At 51.9% G+C, this 16610-nt stretch carries 15 protein-coding genes and 2 pseudogenes; 6 read left to right on the top strand and 11 right to left on the bottom strand.

From position 1 onward, the window contains the following. Nucleotides 1-18: 18 nt before the first annotated feature. The 9 genes and pseudogenes from ACYZTR_RS19495 to ACYZTR_RS19455 all read right to left on the bottom strand — a co-directional run bounded on the left by ACYZTR_RS19495 (nt 19) and on the right by ACYZTR_RS19455 (nt 8749). Entirely contained in the window at nt 19-393 is a 375-nt protein-coding gene (locus tag ACYZTR_RS19495; protein WP_461973367.1) for an EamA family transporter, read from the bottom strand. After that, nucleotides 393-1307: a glycoside hydrolase family protein gene (locus ACYZTR_RS19490; RefSeq protein ID WP_461973366.1), complete on the bottom strand. Its 915-nt coding sequence runs from the start codon at nt 1305-1307 to the stop codon at nt 393-395. The genes ACYZTR_RS19495 and ACYZTR_RS19490 overlap by 1 nt, the downstream gene beginning before the upstream one ends. Beyond that, nucleotides 1304-1969, bottom strand: coding sequence for an acetyltransferase (locus ACYZTR_RS19485; RefSeq protein ID WP_461973365.1), 666 nt, complete (start codon nt 1967-1969; stop codon nt 1304-1306). Before ACYZTR_RS19485 ends, ACYZTR_RS19490 begins: the two co-directional genes overlap by 4 nt. After that, entirely contained in the window at nt 1969-2601 is a 633-nt protein-coding gene (locus ACYZTR_RS19480) for a methyltransferase domain-containing protein (protein ID WP_461973364.1), read from the bottom strand. The genes ACYZTR_RS19485 and ACYZTR_RS19480 overlap by 1 nt, the downstream gene beginning before the upstream one ends. Then, complete coding sequence (locus tag ACYZTR_RS19475; RefSeq protein ID WP_461973363.1) at nt 2582-3511, bottom strand: glycosyltransferase family 2 protein; 930 nt, start codon at nt 3509-3511, stop codon at nt 2582-2584. The genes ACYZTR_RS19480 and ACYZTR_RS19475 overlap by 20 nt, the downstream gene beginning before the upstream one ends. Then, entirely contained in the window at nt 3508-4203 is a 696-nt protein-coding gene (locus ACYZTR_RS19470; RefSeq protein ID WP_461973362.1) for a WbqC family protein, read from the bottom strand. The genes ACYZTR_RS19475 and ACYZTR_RS19470 overlap by 4 nt, the downstream gene beginning before the upstream one ends. Next, on the bottom strand, nt 4200-5756 hold the full coding sequence (locus tag ACYZTR_RS19465) for a hypothetical protein (RefSeq protein ID WP_461973361.1): 1557 nt from the start codon (nt 5754-5756) through the stop codon (nt 4200-4202). Before ACYZTR_RS19465 ends, ACYZTR_RS19470 begins: the two co-directional genes overlap by 4 nt. A gap of 718 nt (nt 5757-6474) precedes the next feature. Beyond that, a pseudogene (locus ACYZTR_RS19460) lies at nt 6475-6939 on the bottom strand (IS3 family transposase); the annotation flags it as partial. A gap of 562 nt (nt 6940-7501) precedes the next feature. Beyond that, complete coding sequence (locus ACYZTR_RS19455) at nt 7502-8749, bottom strand: metallophosphoesterase (RefSeq protein WP_461973360.1); 1248 nt, start codon at nt 8747-8749, stop codon at nt 7502-7504. A gap of 274 nt (nt 8750-9023) precedes the next feature. On the opposite strand from ACYZTR_RS19455, the gene ACYZTR_RS19450 reads away from it, so the two are divergent. Further along, a complete protein-coding gene (locus ACYZTR_RS19450) occupies nt 9024-9185 on the top strand; it encodes a hypothetical protein (protein ID WP_461973359.1) in 162 nt (53 codons plus the stop codon). A gap of 1029 nt (nt 9186-10214) precedes the next feature. On the opposite strand, the gene ACYZTR_RS19445 is transcribed toward ACYZTR_RS19450, so the two are convergent. After that, a protein-coding gene (locus ACYZTR_RS19445) for an IS3 family transposase (protein WP_461973358.1) occupies nt 10215-11434 on the bottom strand; the annotation gives its coding sequence in 2 pieces (ribosomal slippage) (nt 10215-11089 and nt 11089-11434; 1221 coding nt in all). A gap of 767 nt (nt 11435-12201) precedes the next feature. Between ACYZTR_RS19445 and ACYZTR_RS19440 the strand changes: the two genes are divergently transcribed. From ACYZTR_RS19440 to fabF, 3 genes are all read left to right on the top strand, one after another. Continuing rightward, nucleotides 12202-12537, top strand: coding sequence for a ComEA family DNA-binding protein (locus tag ACYZTR_RS19440; protein ID WP_461973357.1), 336 nt, complete (start codon nt 12202-12204; stop codon nt 12535-12537). Nucleotides 12538-12743: 206 nt separating this feature from the next. Further along, nucleotides 12744-13538 (top strand): SDR family NAD(P)-dependent oxidoreductase, encoded by a 795-nt coding sequence (locus tag ACYZTR_RS19435; protein WP_461973356.1) that lies wholly within the window; start codon nt 12744-12746, stop codon nt 13536-13538. Between the two features lie 32 nt (nt 13539-13570). After that, nucleotides 13571-14845, top strand: coding sequence for a beta-ketoacyl-ACP synthase II (gene fabF / locus ACYZTR_RS19430; RefSeq protein ID WP_461973355.1), 1275 nt, complete (start codon nt 13571-13573; stop codon nt 14843-14845). Here fabF and ACYZTR_RS19425 read toward each other — a convergent pair. Further along, nucleotides 14842-15402: a TetR/AcrR family transcriptional regulator gene (locus ACYZTR_RS19425; RefSeq protein WP_461973354.1), complete on the bottom strand. Its 561-nt coding sequence runs from the start codon at nt 15400-15402 to the stop codon at nt 14842-14844. The genes fabF and ACYZTR_RS19425 overlap by 4 nt on opposite strands. Nucleotides 15403-15578: 176 nt before the next feature. Between ACYZTR_RS19425 and ACYZTR_RS19420 the strand changes: the two are divergent. Next, a pseudogene (locus ACYZTR_RS19420) lies at nt 15579-15668 on the top strand (GntR family transcriptional regulator); the annotation flags it as partial. Between the two features lie 45 nt (nt 15669-15713). Continuing rightward, entirely contained in the window at nt 15714-16565 is an 852-nt protein-coding gene (locus ACYZTR_RS19415; protein WP_461973353.1) for an urea carboxylase-associated family protein, read from the top strand. The last annotated feature ends 45 nt before the right edge of the window (nt 16566-16610 follow it).

The following is a 16610-nucleotide window of genomic DNA, read 5'->3' as shown; positions in this document are numbered from 1 at the left end:
TGATTGATGATTGCTTAGTTACCCACGGGCTGCGACAACGGTGCCAACAACAATCAAAATAACTCCTAACGCTTTTTGAGGTGATAATGGCTCAGTTAATATCCAACCACTCAGCAGTAAGACGATGACGAAATTGAGGCTCATGAATGGATAGGCGTGACTTAGATCAAACTTGGTCATCGCCGCCATCCATGCCAGTGAGGCAAGAAAGGCAGCTGCAAACCCTGAAAAAATTGCAGGGTCGAAAAGGAGTAAAAGGAGAAATTTCAACTTCCCCATACTATCTGCAGGGAGTGAACCAAAACTTGAAATGCGCCATTTAAGAATTAGTTGACCATATACGGTAAAGAGTATCGTGGCGAAAATGTAGACATAGTCAATAGCACGAGGCATCAAAATTGCTCCAAAATGGCTAGACCAAACCCGGTTTTTCCATAGTCATTACCGTTATAAAGCATGTATCGCTGCCCATTGTGATCAAATACAAACGGGTATTCAATCATTTCGGAGTCCCATCCGGTTGGAGAGACGTCAATGCCTGCTTTAGTGTCAAGCCGACTCCAATGGTGCCCGTCACGCGACTCAGCGTATCCTATGCGATATGAGTCTCCTCGATACGAGTACCACATCCGCCAACAGTCGTTATCACGAATTACAGAAGGCCTTGAAATTGCATATTCATCATCGTTCGCATAGTCTATGGAAACAGTACCTTCCCGTTCCCACGTAATTCCATCCTGCGATTCGGCGTATTTAATGTGATAACGATGTTCTGGCTTGCCGTTTTTCGTATGCCATCCCGTGCAGGATAAATACCACATTCGCCACGTATCCTCTCCTGGAAGAACACAGCAGCTTGCACAGAAGTGAGGCTCTCTCATCGAGCGATCAAGTATTGGGCCGCTTGCATATCTAGTGTATTTATTTCCATCTAGGCTGGTAGCCAATCCTATAGAGTTTCTAAATGGAACAGTTGCTCCTAGATTCCATCCTATATAGTAGAGATACTTTTTATCCTCATGTTCCGTTACCCATGTCGCCATCGCACCACTGTCGTCAAATTCGCCAAGATTGCCGGGGGAAAGGGTTGGTGTAGTTGATAACTCAATAACTTGATTTGGGATATTTAAATCTATAACTACATAGCTAGTAAAGCTTCTATTATTTCTGTCTCTTGAGCTGAAGTAAATTTTGAAAAGATCACCGCCAATACATTCTGCGACAGGAACAGCAGCATGGGAATGCAACCAATCTTGTTCGCCCGATGGGCAAAAAACCAAGCCGAGTTTTTTCCATTGAGTTGTCATATACCCCTCAATCTTGTGCTGGCTACCTTTGAGCGGTCTGTGGTTGCACCAATATACACTCCCTCCGGTTCGGCGTCCGCGAGAAGCAATGCTCCGGCTCCAATGACGCACTTGTCGCCAATTTTAATGTGGTCGCGCAGCGTGGCATTGACCCCGATAAAACACTGTTCGCCGATGTGAACTCCCCCGGAGATAACGACCTGAGATGCAATAAAGGTATGGTCCTGGATCGTTGAGTGATGGCCAATATGGTTACCGCTCCACAAGGTGATGTTATTGCCAATAGTCACAAAGGGTTGGATGGTATTGTCTTCAAGGATGAAGCAGTTGTCTCCAATCTGACCTTCGTTCAGCACGGTGGCATGACTGCTGATGTAGTTGGCAAGGGTGTACCCAAGTGTTTTTGCGGCAAGATACTTTTCTTTTCGCACGGCATTGAGTTTGGAATAACTCAGGGCGATAAACATATCGTGGCTATCTGTAGCATAGTTGTCGGCGATATTTTCAAATGCGACGACGGGCAGCCCGCAAAAGGTGGAGTCTTCGATATAACTACCGTCTACAGTGAAAGCCACAATTTCATAAGCGGAGTCTGTATTGAAGTAGAAGTAAGCCAGCTGCGCGATATCGCCAGAACCAAATATCACTAATTTTTTTTTCATCACATCTTCCTTACAAGAATGGTGAACTCATAAAGGCCGTAGTCGTGAAGAAGGGCAACTTGTCGGGAGTAACGTCGCTTGCATAAATCAAATAATAAACAAGGGTCGGCGTAGTACAGATCATCCCGTTTTTTATTTGCGTCAGAGTAGGAAGTGAGGCAATTGAAGGCAAATCCCAGACGGCTTGTTCGGTCCAAAACGTCAAGAGTGTTTTCAAGGTAGGTCAGCCATTCGGCGTTCGAACGACCCAGGCGCACATTGAATATGCCGCTAGCAAGGCCGTAGTCCGTCACGGAGTCGGGTTCGGAGGCAGAAATGAATCGAGTTTCAGGTGCTCCCATGTAGCGCTGCTTCGCGACCTGGATCATTTCGTTTGAAACATCTATGCCAAGATAGGAAAACGACAGATTCTTGTTTTTCAGGTAATCGACCAGCGCGCCGTAACCACAGCCAAGGTCACTGATAGAGAAAGCTTGTGGGCCTTTGATTATCTTGCACAGTTGTTCGAAGCGCAGGGCCTGACTCTCTACGCCATTCCAATCAACGCCTTTAGGTGTTTCGCCATGCTGAGCCAGCTTTTCTGAATAATAGCTAGCAACCTCGCTGAGCAGGTCAATCTTGTTGTTTTGCATGAATCTGCCTCACGATAGTGTAGGGGCGCTGCTTGGTTTCAGAAAATATTTTTGAAAGATAAATGCCAACCACACCGATAAAGGAAATAATCATCCCGCCCAGTAGCCAGATCGACGCCATTACTGACGTCCAACCACTTAAAGGTTTTGCAAGGAACAGCCATTGAATTGCCAAGTACCCGATATAAAGAGCTGCAACCAGTGAGATCGATACGCCAATATAGAAAATGCCCACCAAGGGTACATTGCTGAAAGAAGTCACTGAATTGACGAGCAGGGACATCTTTTTTCGGAGGGTATATGTGGTTTCGCTGGTGCTGTGCTTTTTGATAGCCAGCGATCGCTGATCAAATCCAGTGATGTGCCATAGCCCTGCCATGAATACTTCTCGTTCTTTATGGCGCAGTAAAGCATCTACGTAACGACGAGTCATTAGTCGTGCGGTGACAATGTTTTCGGGAAGTGCCAAACCCGTGAGGGCTTTGAATAAACGATAGAACCACTGGCCACTCCAGCGTTCAAACCAGTTACCCTTACGTCGCACTTGGACCCCATACACCACGTCGCACCGTTGACTTTGCATCTCTTCGGCGAAGGCAATCAAGCATTCCGGGTCTTCTTCTAAGTCACTGTCAATGAGCAACACTCGCTCTCCTTTCGCATGGGCAAGCCCAGTCATCATTGCTTTGTGATGTCCGAAGTTGCGCGAAAGATCGATAACGACGACATGGCAGTCGCTCTCAGTGAGTTGTACTGCAAGGTCAAGGCTGATGTCGGGCGAACCATCGTTCACCAAAACGATTTCATAATCTTCGTCTACGAGTTGCCGAGCAGCAGCACTTGCCCTCTGATAAAACTCCGAAATGTACGGGGCCGATTGGTAGAGTGTTGCAACTATGGAAATCTTCATGAGCGCACATACCTCATGTATTTTGGCGCCTCTATACCGCAATTAAATAATAAGTCGAGAATCGTGACCCCGTGAGTGAATTCACCCCAGAGTTGGGGGTATTTTGGGTAGTCCGTGTAATCAAACCAGCTTAGCTTGATATTCATGTCAGTAAATATACTTTCTTCTACATAATCTTTGGCGGAAGGGCCTGAGATGTATTCCGTCCCGCCGGCCTGCTTACAAAGATCGGCTAAACGTTCTGTCTTGCCATCAAGTAGGGTGTAATCCCATGAATGGGTAATGGTAGTTTTTATACCTAGGTAATGACATACCGCCTCGATGAAGTGGTGATTCAGTTGCGAAATGTGGGTGTAAGACTTATCTAAATATAGCGGCTCTAGCCATGCTGCAATATCATCAAAATGTTGAGCGCGGCGATAGTTCTGCACCAGCGCTTTCCAATGCGCTATGCTCCAGTCAGAGCCATCGATCAAAGTATCTTTGATCTTCTGGTCGTATTTCCCCTTGACTTGCACTGGAACCGTCAACCACTGCACACCTTGCGGTGTTTTAATTTGGTTTCGGTTGCGCCAATCACGCCGTGTATATTGCATATCGTCGTAGAGGATGAATTCATCTACGGCAGCGATCATGTCGAAATATCCTTTCCATGGGATGTAGTTGGATTGAAGTATCGCTACTTTCTTCATTGGATCCTTCCTTTTGCCTTGAAAATTTGGTAATTCGAATTAGGCGAGTAGGGGAGGGGGTCGAAATTATCCAATATATATTGATGAATTAACGGGTGTGTGTTTCGGAAGCGCAAATCTTCACGTCCATCTAACGGAAGATCGAGGACCAAAGCAAAACCAGGTTTTTCTGCTTTTATACGCTTGATCTCCGCTTGCTCGAAGGCTTGAGGACGTGGAAATAGCGCATAAATTTCCCACATTGGGGATTTGCGTTCTAATAGTGCATAGGCACCGGGCCAGAAAGGTGTGACGATAAAATGCTGGCCATCTTGGGCGTATTGATTAGCCAAACTCCGGAGTAGTCCTATGGCGCTTTCCGTAGCAGGATCAACTTGGAGATTACTACCAGATATTTCGACATTTACACACTGTTTGTTAATATGACACTGCCATCCCGGATGAAATACGAGCGAAACCCAAAGGCTTGCCGTGCAGAACATGAGTGCCAGAGGCCATTTTATTTTGGCAGGCTGTGTGGCCAGCAGAACAAGGCAACCGACTAGCAACGGAAAGATACCCTGTGCCAGGTGACCAACATCCGCGCGGGAATATGCATAGTGGGAATAGGGAAGCGCCAAAAATGACGCGGCCACCAGTGCGGGTGAAACTTTTTTACTCTGAAATCTTTGCAAGAGCACCCATAAAATAGACAGCGCCCCAAAAACAATAGTGGCGATAAAAAACACGCCAATCAACATGCCTCGAATCGCGTCACCAAGCGGCAAGGAGTTAAAGTCCACAAGCCAAGGCCATGGAACGGGGAGAGGAAGGTTTGTCGCTTTAACTTCAAACAAAAATCGGATGCTGTCTAAAAAAGCGGCGAAAAAACCTGGAACCAATAAAGCCATTAAAAGTAAGGGGCTAAAACCGGTAGTAACTCCGCCGGCCCACAGCGAAAATCCCTTGATTAATCCTGGTCCTTCGATTTGTTTGATGCTTAACCAGAGCATAACCCCAAGGCTGCCTGCAACAGCATATATGCCATGGTTGCGTCCAAAAATGGCGGTCAAGCCGACGCATACACCTACAAAGAAGTAACGCCGATTTGTCGGGTTTTGGACGAGAAGAGTCAACACGCCGATCATTAGAATAGATAGTGAAATATCAAACAGCTTGTGGCGGGGAAACATCCAAATCGACAACGTTATGACTGACAGAAGTAAATAAAGAAAATTTTGTTTCTTTACAGCGCGGGCGATCATTAATACGCCGACAAATAAACCCATCGTCTGAAATATGGCCACACTACCACGCAAGGCCATGATGCCGTTATCACCCCACAAACTCATGAGTGCAGCCGACCAATAGTAACGACCTGGATCGTAAGCCATAAAGTCGCGAATTGGCACATCACCAAGCATCACACGCTGAGCGCCATACCAAAGAAAGCCTTCATCCCACAAGTTGAAGCCTTCATTGCCTTGCCATATAAAAAGCGCAAAAACCATAAATATGGTTAAGGCTAAAACTTGAATGGGTAAAAGGTTATCTTTATTTGTTGATGGATGCATTGGTACCTGCCGCCTCGAAAAATGCCATTTTAATCTATGGGGGGGAGTGCGTCACCTCATTTGCCAGCCTTAGGGAGGGCCTGATGTGAAGGGATCAGCCAATTTTTTATGCCTTATGTGCGTCGGATTCAAAAAACTGACGGGGTCGAAGATCACCTTTCCTGTCTTTGATTCAATTTTTTCTCTCCCAGCGCCATTCGGGGCGATTAGCCCGATTACAGGAAGAATCTCTCCCAAGTTCAGAAGCCTTTTTGCGCCGACCTCTGGTTTTACAGGTCAAAAAGCGTGGACAGTTCCAGAGCGTTTTTCCTTGGGCCGCAAATCCTCGTGGCGTCAAGCTGACGGTTGATGCCCCAGATCGTGGGGCTCAACCTTGCCCCGGAGCGTGGCTTTTGCGTATCGATTTTATCTCGCAAGCGCCCAATCAGGCTTTTTGTTGCGTACTTTTATACAAGCTGGGTCGTGCGGGAATCGACTAGGTCGTAGTGGGAGCCTGATGCGCGACGCTTTTCTATATTGTGTAGCCGGCATCGCCAGAGATGTATGTCCCATCACCATGAAGCAATGGATCTACCTGCGTCAGGGGGGCAAATTCACCGTCGTGCCCATTCGGCTGTACGCCAGGATGGAATAGGCTTCGGCACTAACTGTCAGCGTTTTTTAAGGTAGTTGTCGCGTCAGCCGTCTCGCTACGCGACTTTTACGACAACAGTCAGCACACCAGAGGCTGACGCCAGCATTTTTCAAGCGTTACGCTTCTCTGTAGTAACGCTGCTGCGTTTTCGCCGCTCTCGGCTTCGTAGACTACCCTGCACACGGCCTTGCAACTGTAGATATCCTCGATCAAATAGAGGTAGTAAAACTTCGCGCGAGCCGGCGATGGAAGATAGGTGATATCCCATGACCACACCTGATTTGCCGATGGCGCTGCGTAAGTGGTCGGTGCCTCATAGGGATGCGGTCGCTTGGCTCGGGAGCGATGATGCTGCTGACCTGCCGCATGCAGCACGCGATAAAAAGTCGACTCCGAGGCGACATATCGTCCCTCGTTGTCCAAGTGCGGCACGATCTGGCTCGGTGGGAGACGCGCATAGGCTTTGCTGTTGGAAAGCGTCACGATGCCTTCGTCTCGTGATTGGCCAGCATTTACATGTTTAACAGGCGATTGCTTAGTGCTGTTGGCGATAAGTGCGTTACGCCAATCAGTGATCTGCTCAGGAAAATACCTTTGTCCCTGCAATATCAACGATGTCCAGCTCTGACAACGCTGACGTTTCGATGATGATCGACAGCTTCGATTCGGCTGATCAATTCTCTACTGGTTGCTTGGCGTCAGACAATTGAGTTCCCCTGGCAGCTTGTTCGCGCCAATAAAAGAGAGACATGTAGCTACACCCCTCGCGGCGCGCGAACTCAGCCGCTGAAAAACTAAGTGGCGGAAGCATCATTTCAGCTGTGCGGCTTTTCGTTCAGGTGAGTAGAAAGGCATGACTGTACTCTTGCCGCCCCCAGAATACCTTGGATAAAACCGGAGGTGCGACAACTACCCTGACACGGGGGCGAGCCCCCTAATCAAAATAGATTTTGCTCATTTAATGCCAAACACACTAACGCTTTTCGAGCTAAAAGTTGGGCTGCCCGTACCACTATCTGCGTCATAAAATTTTGCCAATTCTCGCGCTCGTTTGAACTAATAACTTGCGCATCACCGTGCCCGTGACAATCGCAAGCATAGGGCTTCAGGCTTAACCGCCATTGACGCGAAGGCGGGTTGGGACGCTTATTTTCCCGAAGTTGGATTTTTGGTCGGTTGACCAGTACTCGAAGTCAAGTGAATTGCTGCCATCACGGGGCGTCAAAACAAGCGCCTGTCCTTCTGCCCCCATCCCAAAACTAGGCACAAGAAGGAAATGGGTTTGTTCAACTATGGAGTGGACTACGTCCTTACGCGCGTCCGGGTGCGTATGTCCCGAGATCCAAGCTGAAACTTCATATTTCGTAGCTAACGCCATTAGCCGGGCTCGGGTTTCGTCGTTGTAATCAACTGTATCGGTAGGATCGAATAGTCCGCCGAGAGCGCTGCCGCTATTTGGCATTTCGTGGCTGACGACGACGATGTTGTGGGTGGGCTGATGTTTCGCCAGCTGAGTTTCAAGCCAATGGAAATCGTCCTCTGACAGCGCTTTAGTTCGCTTACTATGGTCGTCGAAATCAAAAAAACGATCCATTGAGATCAGGACAAAGCAAGTGTTGCCGATCGTGAAGACGCTTTTCGTGCTTGTTGTTTCAGTTCCTTCAAATGTGGCTAGAAAGCTCTTAATTCCTCGTTTTTCCGTGAAACCTTGCCGCACAGCAGTGGTGTCGGATAGGAACATGGTAGGCACAGGCTCCGCGAGCTCCAGCGTGCCACGAACCTTGTCAACGTGGCGCACTAGTCCTATGTAAAAGTGCTCGGCAGTGTCGCGTGGCGGTGTCTCCAGCAAGAGAACCTGGCTGCCCACCACAAAGTTTTCGGCACTTTTTACCATAATTTGAAAGTCTCCCGGCTGAGCGCTTGCAGCAAGGAAGCTTTCAACTTCATCACGCCTATACCCATCGCGTAGAGGATTATTGAAAACCCCTTGTATTTCGGGGTAGTCATAGTAGATATACTCATGGTTGCCCATCACGGCATACTGAGCAACGTCAGAATGGGTTGACGAGACCCAGTTGACCCAGTCTCGGACAATATTCCATTCAGACGGCAGAAAATCCACTAAATCACCGACCCAAACCAAGTGCGTCGGATGCACTCCCTTTTCGGAAAAAACTTCCTGAAGCCGCGTAAAGGTATTTTTTCCCCAAACTTCGGATCTGTCTTTGCTGTCCACTGATGCATGCGTGTCGGCAATAAAAACAATCCTTGCGTTTTCTTCCTGAGCCCTTGCGAAGAAATAAAACAATCCCAAAAATAATCCCACAAATGCAACTAGATACCAAGCTTTCCTACGCATTACACAGTCCCTGCTTTCGCATCACATCGTAAATTTAATATTGGCTTGACTATTCTCAAACAGGATTTTATGCGCTGACAGAAGCGCGGTACAAAAAGAGGATGAGAATATTTTAGTGGTGGCAATGTATAGGCCACAATAATGCTCTGCAACAGGTTTTTTGCACGCGCTCACTTAATTCGGTTATTCGGTTATTCGGTAAAAACGTGCAGTATTTCAGCGGCAAACATCTATGGTTTACTCCTGGTCTGCCCTCAGGGCGGCACGGATACTCATGCGTAAAGAAATTAAGCTGCATCTGGTCGCCATCGAAGCGGCGGCGAAGGCAGCCAAAGAGGCGATGCCCGGTACCCCGTGGTTCCACCAACAAAACTCTGACGCCTATACGGGAGGGCCACTTATATGTGGTGCAGAAGAAAACGACCATGGCCAGTGACGCGGCATGGAATCGCTATCCGGTGACGCCAAAACAGACGGTCATAAGCCGGTGCCGCGACAATGCCGCCTCGCCGTACCTAGTGCACCGCAAACCCGATCACCTGAAGCAAAAGCAGGGGTAGACCAACGACCACTGACGAAGGTTGAAGGGCGGTATTTGACTCGAGCGTTCAAGGATGCCCGGTAAACGCGCCATAAACCCCACATTCAAAGTCACCACTTGATCCCAGAAGCTGGGCTCCCGATTCCTTTTTGGAGCCAGCCGCTCATAATACGTCCCGACGCAAAAGTCGAAAAAGTCTAGCTGTACCACAAGCCCGTCGACTTCCCAAAATCCATCGATGGCCCTCGCAGCTCTGGTCGAACTGGACATCAAGGTCGCGGTGTTTGACCTGGTGCTTTTTCGTGTTCTTCAATAAAGACTCGAAACCAAGTGAAGATTTGTATTGAGTGTGTCACGAACGTTGGCGTAAGCCAGCGATGCTGTATCAAAGATGGGAGTAGGCCTCCCGGAGTCTGCTTGCAGGAGCTGGCTCCAAACCACCCGGTGCTGCTGCGTTCAAAAGGCGTGGTGGTGAGCGACCGTTGGAAAAGGCGCCGATAACGGCGTCAGGTACGTATTGAGAAGATGAGCGAAAGCAAACCGTCCGAAGACGCATCGTTAAGGATTCAAGCGCTGTCAAAACCGAGGCCCAGTAGCCTCAGGACCAGTCTGGAGGATACCTGTCTACTGTCCAGATGGCTGCCGTGTATAGGCGGCATGAGCTCAATACAGGCTTTGATATGGAACGTGAGAACCTCGCCTTTGATGCCAAGGGAAATGACAAGCGGCTACCACCGCGAGGAAGAATTCCGATGCAAAGGCTGAGGGGCGGAGCCATTCGTAGTAGTGATGAAGTTTTTGTAATGAGAATGGAGCGAAGGGGTGGCATTGCCCAGCTGGATGATGTCATCAACTTGTTTCGGCAGGGAAGAGTGTCATGAGCAAAGTGGATTTGCCCCTACAAAACCGGACACCAACTCCCCGTTAAATTGATGCAGCTGCCAAGCGCCTGAACTCCCTCGGCGAGCGATAGTTCAAGGCACTGTGCGGATGCTGCTCGTTGTAATGCTCAAAGGCAATTGCCAGGTTACGCAGCGCCGTTTCTCGATCCGGCTTGGGCATGTGCGCCACGTAGTCGCGCTTGATCGTCTTCACGAAGCTCTCAGCCATACCGTTGCTCTGCGGGCTGCGCACGGGTGTGGTCACCGGTTGCAAGCCGATCTGCCGAGCAAAAAGGCGCGTCTGTTCGGCCGTGTATGCCGAGCCGTTATCGCTTAGCCACTGCACCGGCGTTGTCGGCAGCTGATCACCAAAACGCTTCTCCACGCTTTCCAGCATCAAATCGCGGATGTCATCGCCGCTGTACCCGGTCGGGCTCGCGACCCAGCCGATGGCCTCGCGATCACAGCAATCCAGGGCGAAGGTCACGCTCAGTTTGGCGCCGTCCTCGCAGCGGAACTCAAAGCCGTCCGAGCACCAACGCGTATTGCTGGTCTTCACGGCAATACGGCCTTCGTGCCGACGCGGCACACCGGGCTGTTTGATCCGCCGCTCAAGCAACAAGTTGTGATCACGCATGACCCGGTAAACCCGCTTCACATTGATCGCCGGCAGCGACTGGGTTTCACGTTCGCGTCGCAGTAATCCCCAGACACGACGGTAGCCATAGCTGGGCAACTCGCTCACCTGTTGCTGGATCTCAACCACCAATTCAGCATCGTCCACAGGTCTGCTTCGCCGTACTTTGGGCGATACCGATTGTTTGATTCGAACCGTTAATTGCGAGCGCGCCACACCGAGACATTCGCTGACCAGCTTCACTGGTCGTCCCCTGGCAACAAGGGTGAGTGCGCAATCCATTTTCGCGACCGGGCAATCTCCACGGCCTCTTTGAGGATTTCTGCTTCCATCGTTTTCTTGCCCAGCATCCGTTGCAGTTCACGGATCTGCTTGAGCGCATCACTCAGCTCGGAGGCCGGCACCACGACCTCGCCAGCACTGACCGCCGACAGGCTGCCGTCCTGGTAAAGCTTGCGCCACAGGAACAACTGGTTGGCATTAATGCCGTTGCGCCGGGCCACCACCGAAACGCTTTGTCCGGGCTCAAGGCTCTCTCGAACCATGGCCAGTTTTTGCTCTGGGCTCCAGCGGCGCCGCCGCTCCTGGCCCAAAAGCTCACCACTCTTATCGTTGCTATTAGTCATAAACATAACCGTTTGCCTATCCCTTATCGTAAGGGGGAAACGGTGTCCTGTCTTTCATGGGGCTCGTTCACAAAGCAACGTCTCACAGCATTTCCAAATTGCAGTTTGGGGAGGCCTATTAGCGTGTGAAAGCCAATCGAGGAGCCGCTGGGATAGATGAACAATCTTGTTGTAAGAGTTCAGAGATATCAGAAATACGTTTTCCGCACTCCGGATTTAAGTCCGTTGAGTATTTTTTATGGGCTCTAATATTTCTCTTGAACTCTCCCCACCCGGCACCAAGGTCAAGTACGGTATGTTCTGGCTTAACGTACTTTGAGAAAATTTCTGAGCAAAGGAGGCTCCAAACGGTATCACGATAGATCTCATTGCCTTAAACTCGAGCTTGATATTCATTTCTTAATATTTCAGACCTGTCATCCATAAGTTACTCTCGCTTTTTTTGGTTTTTCAGTTCGTGAGCGTTGAATTGAGTGGCTGGACGTGCAGGTTGCTCACGGTAAATCTGGCGGCACGCAAGTAACATGACCAACCAAATATTTCATCGCTGTCACCGTGTTGGATTCATGATTTTTCGATAGCACAATCCGCATTCTTTGTGCTCTTCGAGCTCTCCGTAGATCAAATTGCACTCGGTGGATGGATGTCTGGATAGATCCCTCACATCCTGTAACGGACACATTTTTGACAGGCTCCAGACATCGCCTAAGTTTGGGAGGCAGCTTCGGAAAAGCTGCTTTCTCAATCGATGTCATGGAGCGTCATTTATGCGTACTGGCTATTTCTACTCTCTGATTTTTGCCCTGCTCACCAGCGCTTCTATTGGCGCCATTGCTGCCCCGACGGCCAAGCCTGAGGCTGGCAATGCACCCTTGGTGCTGGAAGTTTCTCCCAAGGCACAGTCCGGCAAGGTCGATCTGAATCAGGCCGATGCGCCAACGCTTCAGCGCGAGTTGTCCGGTGTAGGCGAGGCCAAGGCCAAGGCGATTGTTGCCTATCGTGAGAGTAATGGGCCGTTTGCGTCCGTGGACGAGTTGCTCGAAGTGAAGGGAATAGGTAAAGCCATTCTGGATAAGAATCGCGAGAAGCTTGAGGTGAACTAAGCTTATACGTCAGCGCTAGGGGCCGGTCATTTGACCGGCCTTTTTGCTATGTGGCGAACGCTGTAATGGTGCGCCTTTCGTCGGCACGTGAAAAATTACGCCTATCATATGCGGTTCAGATTATGCCTATAATAAAAGGCTTTCCCTCATAGCGTTCTGAGCCTCAGGCGCTTGTCTTTCCCTTAGGCATCTCCAGGAGCAGTGTCATGAATTCTGTCCAGTCCCAAGGTACGGCCCTCGTCACCGGTGCTTCTTCCGGTATCGGTGCGATTTACGCCGAGCGGTTGGCGGCGCGTGGTTTTGATTTGTTGTTGGTCGCCCGTGATCAAGAGCGGCTGGAAGCGGCGGCAACCAAGTTGCGCGCTGCACATAGTGTTCAGGTCGAGGTGCTCAAGGCGGATCTGACGCAAAAGGATGATGTGCTGAAGCTCGAACAGCGTCTTCGCAGCGATTCGAGTCTCAGCCTGTTGCTGAACAACGCCGGTGTTGCCGCTGATGGGTTGTTGGCCAATTCCGACATGGATCAGCTGGAATGCTTGATTCAATTGAACGTTACGACGGTCACGCGGCTGGCATCGGCCGCGGCCGCCAGTTTTGCCAAGGCGGGCCGGGGGACGATCATCAACATCGGATCAGTGGTGGCGTTGTTTCCAGAGCGCTTCAACGCGACTTACAGCGCCAGCAAGGCCTATGTTTTAAGTCTGACGCAGTCGCTGAGTGCCGAACTGGAGGGCACCGGGGTCAAGGTGCAGGCCGTGTTGCCAGGCGTAACACGCACCGAAATCTGGGAGCGCTCCGGTATCGATGCTACCCAGATTCCGGCGGACATGGTGATGGAAGCCGGGGAGATGGTCGATGCGGCGTTGTCAGGTCTGGATCAGGGTGAGTTGATCACCATTCCTTCGTTGCCGGAGGCGGCCGACTGGGATGCCTTCGTTGCGGCGCGTCATGTGATGGCGCCGAATCTTTCCAAAAGTAAGGCCGCCGCGCGTTACACGTGAGGCGTCATGAATCGGCTTGAGGTATTTGCGGTATGAGTGATCGTCGAGTAGTTGTAACGGGCATGGGCCTGGTGTCTCCATTGGGTTCTGGAGTCGAAGCCGTCTGGGCGCGTCTGTTGGCAGGGCGTTCCGGGTTGCGCAATTTGCCGGACGAGGTGGTTGCCGATTTGCCGGCCAAGGTCGGTGGTGCAGTGCCGACCATGGCTGACGATGCCGAGGCGGGTTTTGACCCGGATCGGGCGACGCCGCCTAAAGAGCAGAAGAAGATGGACCGCTTCATTATGTTCGCCATGGAAGCGGCGCGTCAGGCGCTGGAGCAGGCTGGTTGGCAAGCGGCGGACGCTAATGCCCAGGAGCGCACTGCAACCATTATTGGTTCTGGTGTGGGGGGGTTCGGCGCGATTGCCGACGCGGTGCGCACCACGGACAGCCGTGGGCCGCGACGCTTGTCGCCGTTCACCATTCCTTCATTCCTGGTCAATCTGGCCGCGGGTCATGTCTCGATCCAGCACGGTTTCAAGGGCCCGTTGGGTGCTCCGGTAACGGCGTGCGCGGCCGGGGTCCAGGCGATTGGCGATGCTGCGCGGTTGATTCGGTGTGGCGAGGCGGACATTGCGGTGTGTGGCGGCGCGGAAGCGGCGATTGATCGCGTCAGTCTTGCCGGGTTTGCCGCGGCTCGCGCCTTGTCCAGCGGTTACAACGAAACCCCCGAGCGTGCCTCGCGGCCGTTCGACAGTGGCCGCGATGGCTTTGTCATGGGGGAAGGCGCAGGCCTTCTGGTGATTGAATCCCTGGAGCATGCCTTGGCCCGCGGTGCTCAACCGCTGGCGGAACTGGTCGGTTACGGCACCAGTGCCGACGCCTATCACCTGACGGCGGGGCCCGAGGATGGCAACGGTGCGCGACGGGCGATGTCGCTGGCGTTGGCCCAGGCGGGCATTTCGCCGGCGCAGGTGCAACATCTCAATGCTCACGCAACCTCGACGCCGGTCGGCGATCTGGGGGAGTTGGCTGCCATCAAGGCGTTGTTCGGCACTGACAACAAAATCGCGGTGACGTCGACCAAGTCGGCCACCGGGCATTTGCTCGGCGCAGCGGGCGGTATCGAGGCGATCTTCACGCTGTTGGCGATTCGCGATCAGGTCGTGCCGGCCACCCTCAACTTCGATAACCCGGACCCCGCCACCCAAGGCGTCGACATCGTCCACGGTCAGGCGCGGCCGATGGCAATCGAATACGCGCTGTCCAACGGTTTCGGGTTTGGTGGGGTGAATGCCAGCGTGCTCTTCAAGCGTTGGGAGGGTTAGTCCCGAGTTTGTTTGAGGTAGGCGCGAGTCACGTCGAGAATCCGCTGAGCCAGCTCAGGATTCTCGACACTGCGTGACAGCAGTAACGCCCCGACCAGCGTCGACATGATGACGATGCTTTGGTCGGCGGCGACGTCTTCATCCTCAAGGGTGCCTTGCACTTGGTCGAGCCGGGCGTTGAGCACCACGTCAGTGGTCGGGCTCTGCTGCCCGCGCAGCCCGAGTTCCGATGACATGGTCGGCAGCGGGCAACCTTGATCGGGTGAAGTCTGGTGCCATTCGGATAAATAGGCGTCGATGAACGCTTCCAGCGGGCGATCCTGAGCGAAGAGCTCGGCGCAAATGATATCGACCTGCTCGCCTGCGGCTTGCAACGCCTTTTCAACCAGTTCGTCCTTGGACTTGAAATGCGAGTAGAAGCCACCGTGAGTCAGGCCCAGTGCTTTCATCAGCGGTTGCAGACCTGTCGCGCCAATGCCATCGCGGCGAAAACGTGCTGAAGCCTCCTTAATGATGCGTTCGTGGGTCTGGGCTTTATGGTTCTGCGAGTAACGCATCGGGTATCTCCGCAACGATGCGCCATCTTAACCAATGAAAATGGGATGGTGACTGTACTTCTACTTCTAAAAAGCATGCAGATGCGTCCAACTTCATTCTGCTGTTTCGAATTAACTGGCACGAATAGTGATTACTCATTAATTGACGATTGTTGAACAATCACGAGGCAATGAGTTTGAACAGCGGACTGTCCCTCGCCGACCACATCACACTTGAGTTGCGCGCCGATATTATTGGCGGTCGTTTGCTGCCCGGCATGGCGTTGCAGATGCTTACCCGTTCTTCCCATCACTGATCGAGGATTCGTGCCATGTACAAAGACTATCCGGCGGCCTATCAAGTCAGCAAAGGCTCAGCCTTGCAGGTGGATAAAGCCTTCTACGAACGGATTCGCGATGCGAAGGACGGGCGCACGCTGATCGAGGCATTCGAGGTGCCGATCCGCACCGGTCGCGCCTGGAAAGTGCCGGCCGGGCATGTGTTCCGGGTGACCACACCCGTCGGGCCGCAAGTGGGCGACTTCAACGTCTGGAATGCCAACGATCCGCGGGAGCGTTTGTGGGCGGCACGGACTCGGCAGTTACAGGGCGCTCACGTCAGCACCCATGACCGGCTCTGGTCGAACCTGCCGTTTCTACGTCCGCTGGTGACCATCACCGATGATAGCCTGGCCGGTTACGGCATCGACGAACATGGCGGTCGCCTGCATGATTTGCTCGGCACACGCTGCGATCCTTATGTGAACAAAATGCTCACCGGCGAAGACTTCCATCATCACTGCCATTCGAACCTGACCCGCGCGGTGCTGCCCCATGGCCTGACCGAGTTTGACGTGCATGACGTGTTGAACATTTTCCAGTGCACGGGCCTGAACCATGACGACATGTACTTCATGAAAGCCTGCCCGGCGCAGAAGGGCGATTACCTGGAGTTTTTTGCCGAAATCGATCTGTTGTGTGCGCTCTCGACCTGCCCGGGCGGTGATCTGTCGCTGGCCATGTGGGGGCCGGATGCGCAGGATCCGCTGAGCGTGTGTCGCCCGCTCGGGGTAGAGGTTTATCGTTTGGAGGATTCGTTGCTTGAAGGCTGGAGCCAGCCGGAACGAGCGGCCTATAAAGGGCTGCATGGCCTGCACATCGCCAAGGCGGAGTGGGAGAAGTAGTCACGCAAAACCCTGTCATTCAATGAGAATGACAGGGTTTTTGGT

This window comes from Pseudomonas sp. Hz4, assembly GCF_054898165.1.
Note: the sequence above shows the minus strand (reverse complement) of the source record. Positions and strands in the feature narration are given on the sequence as shown.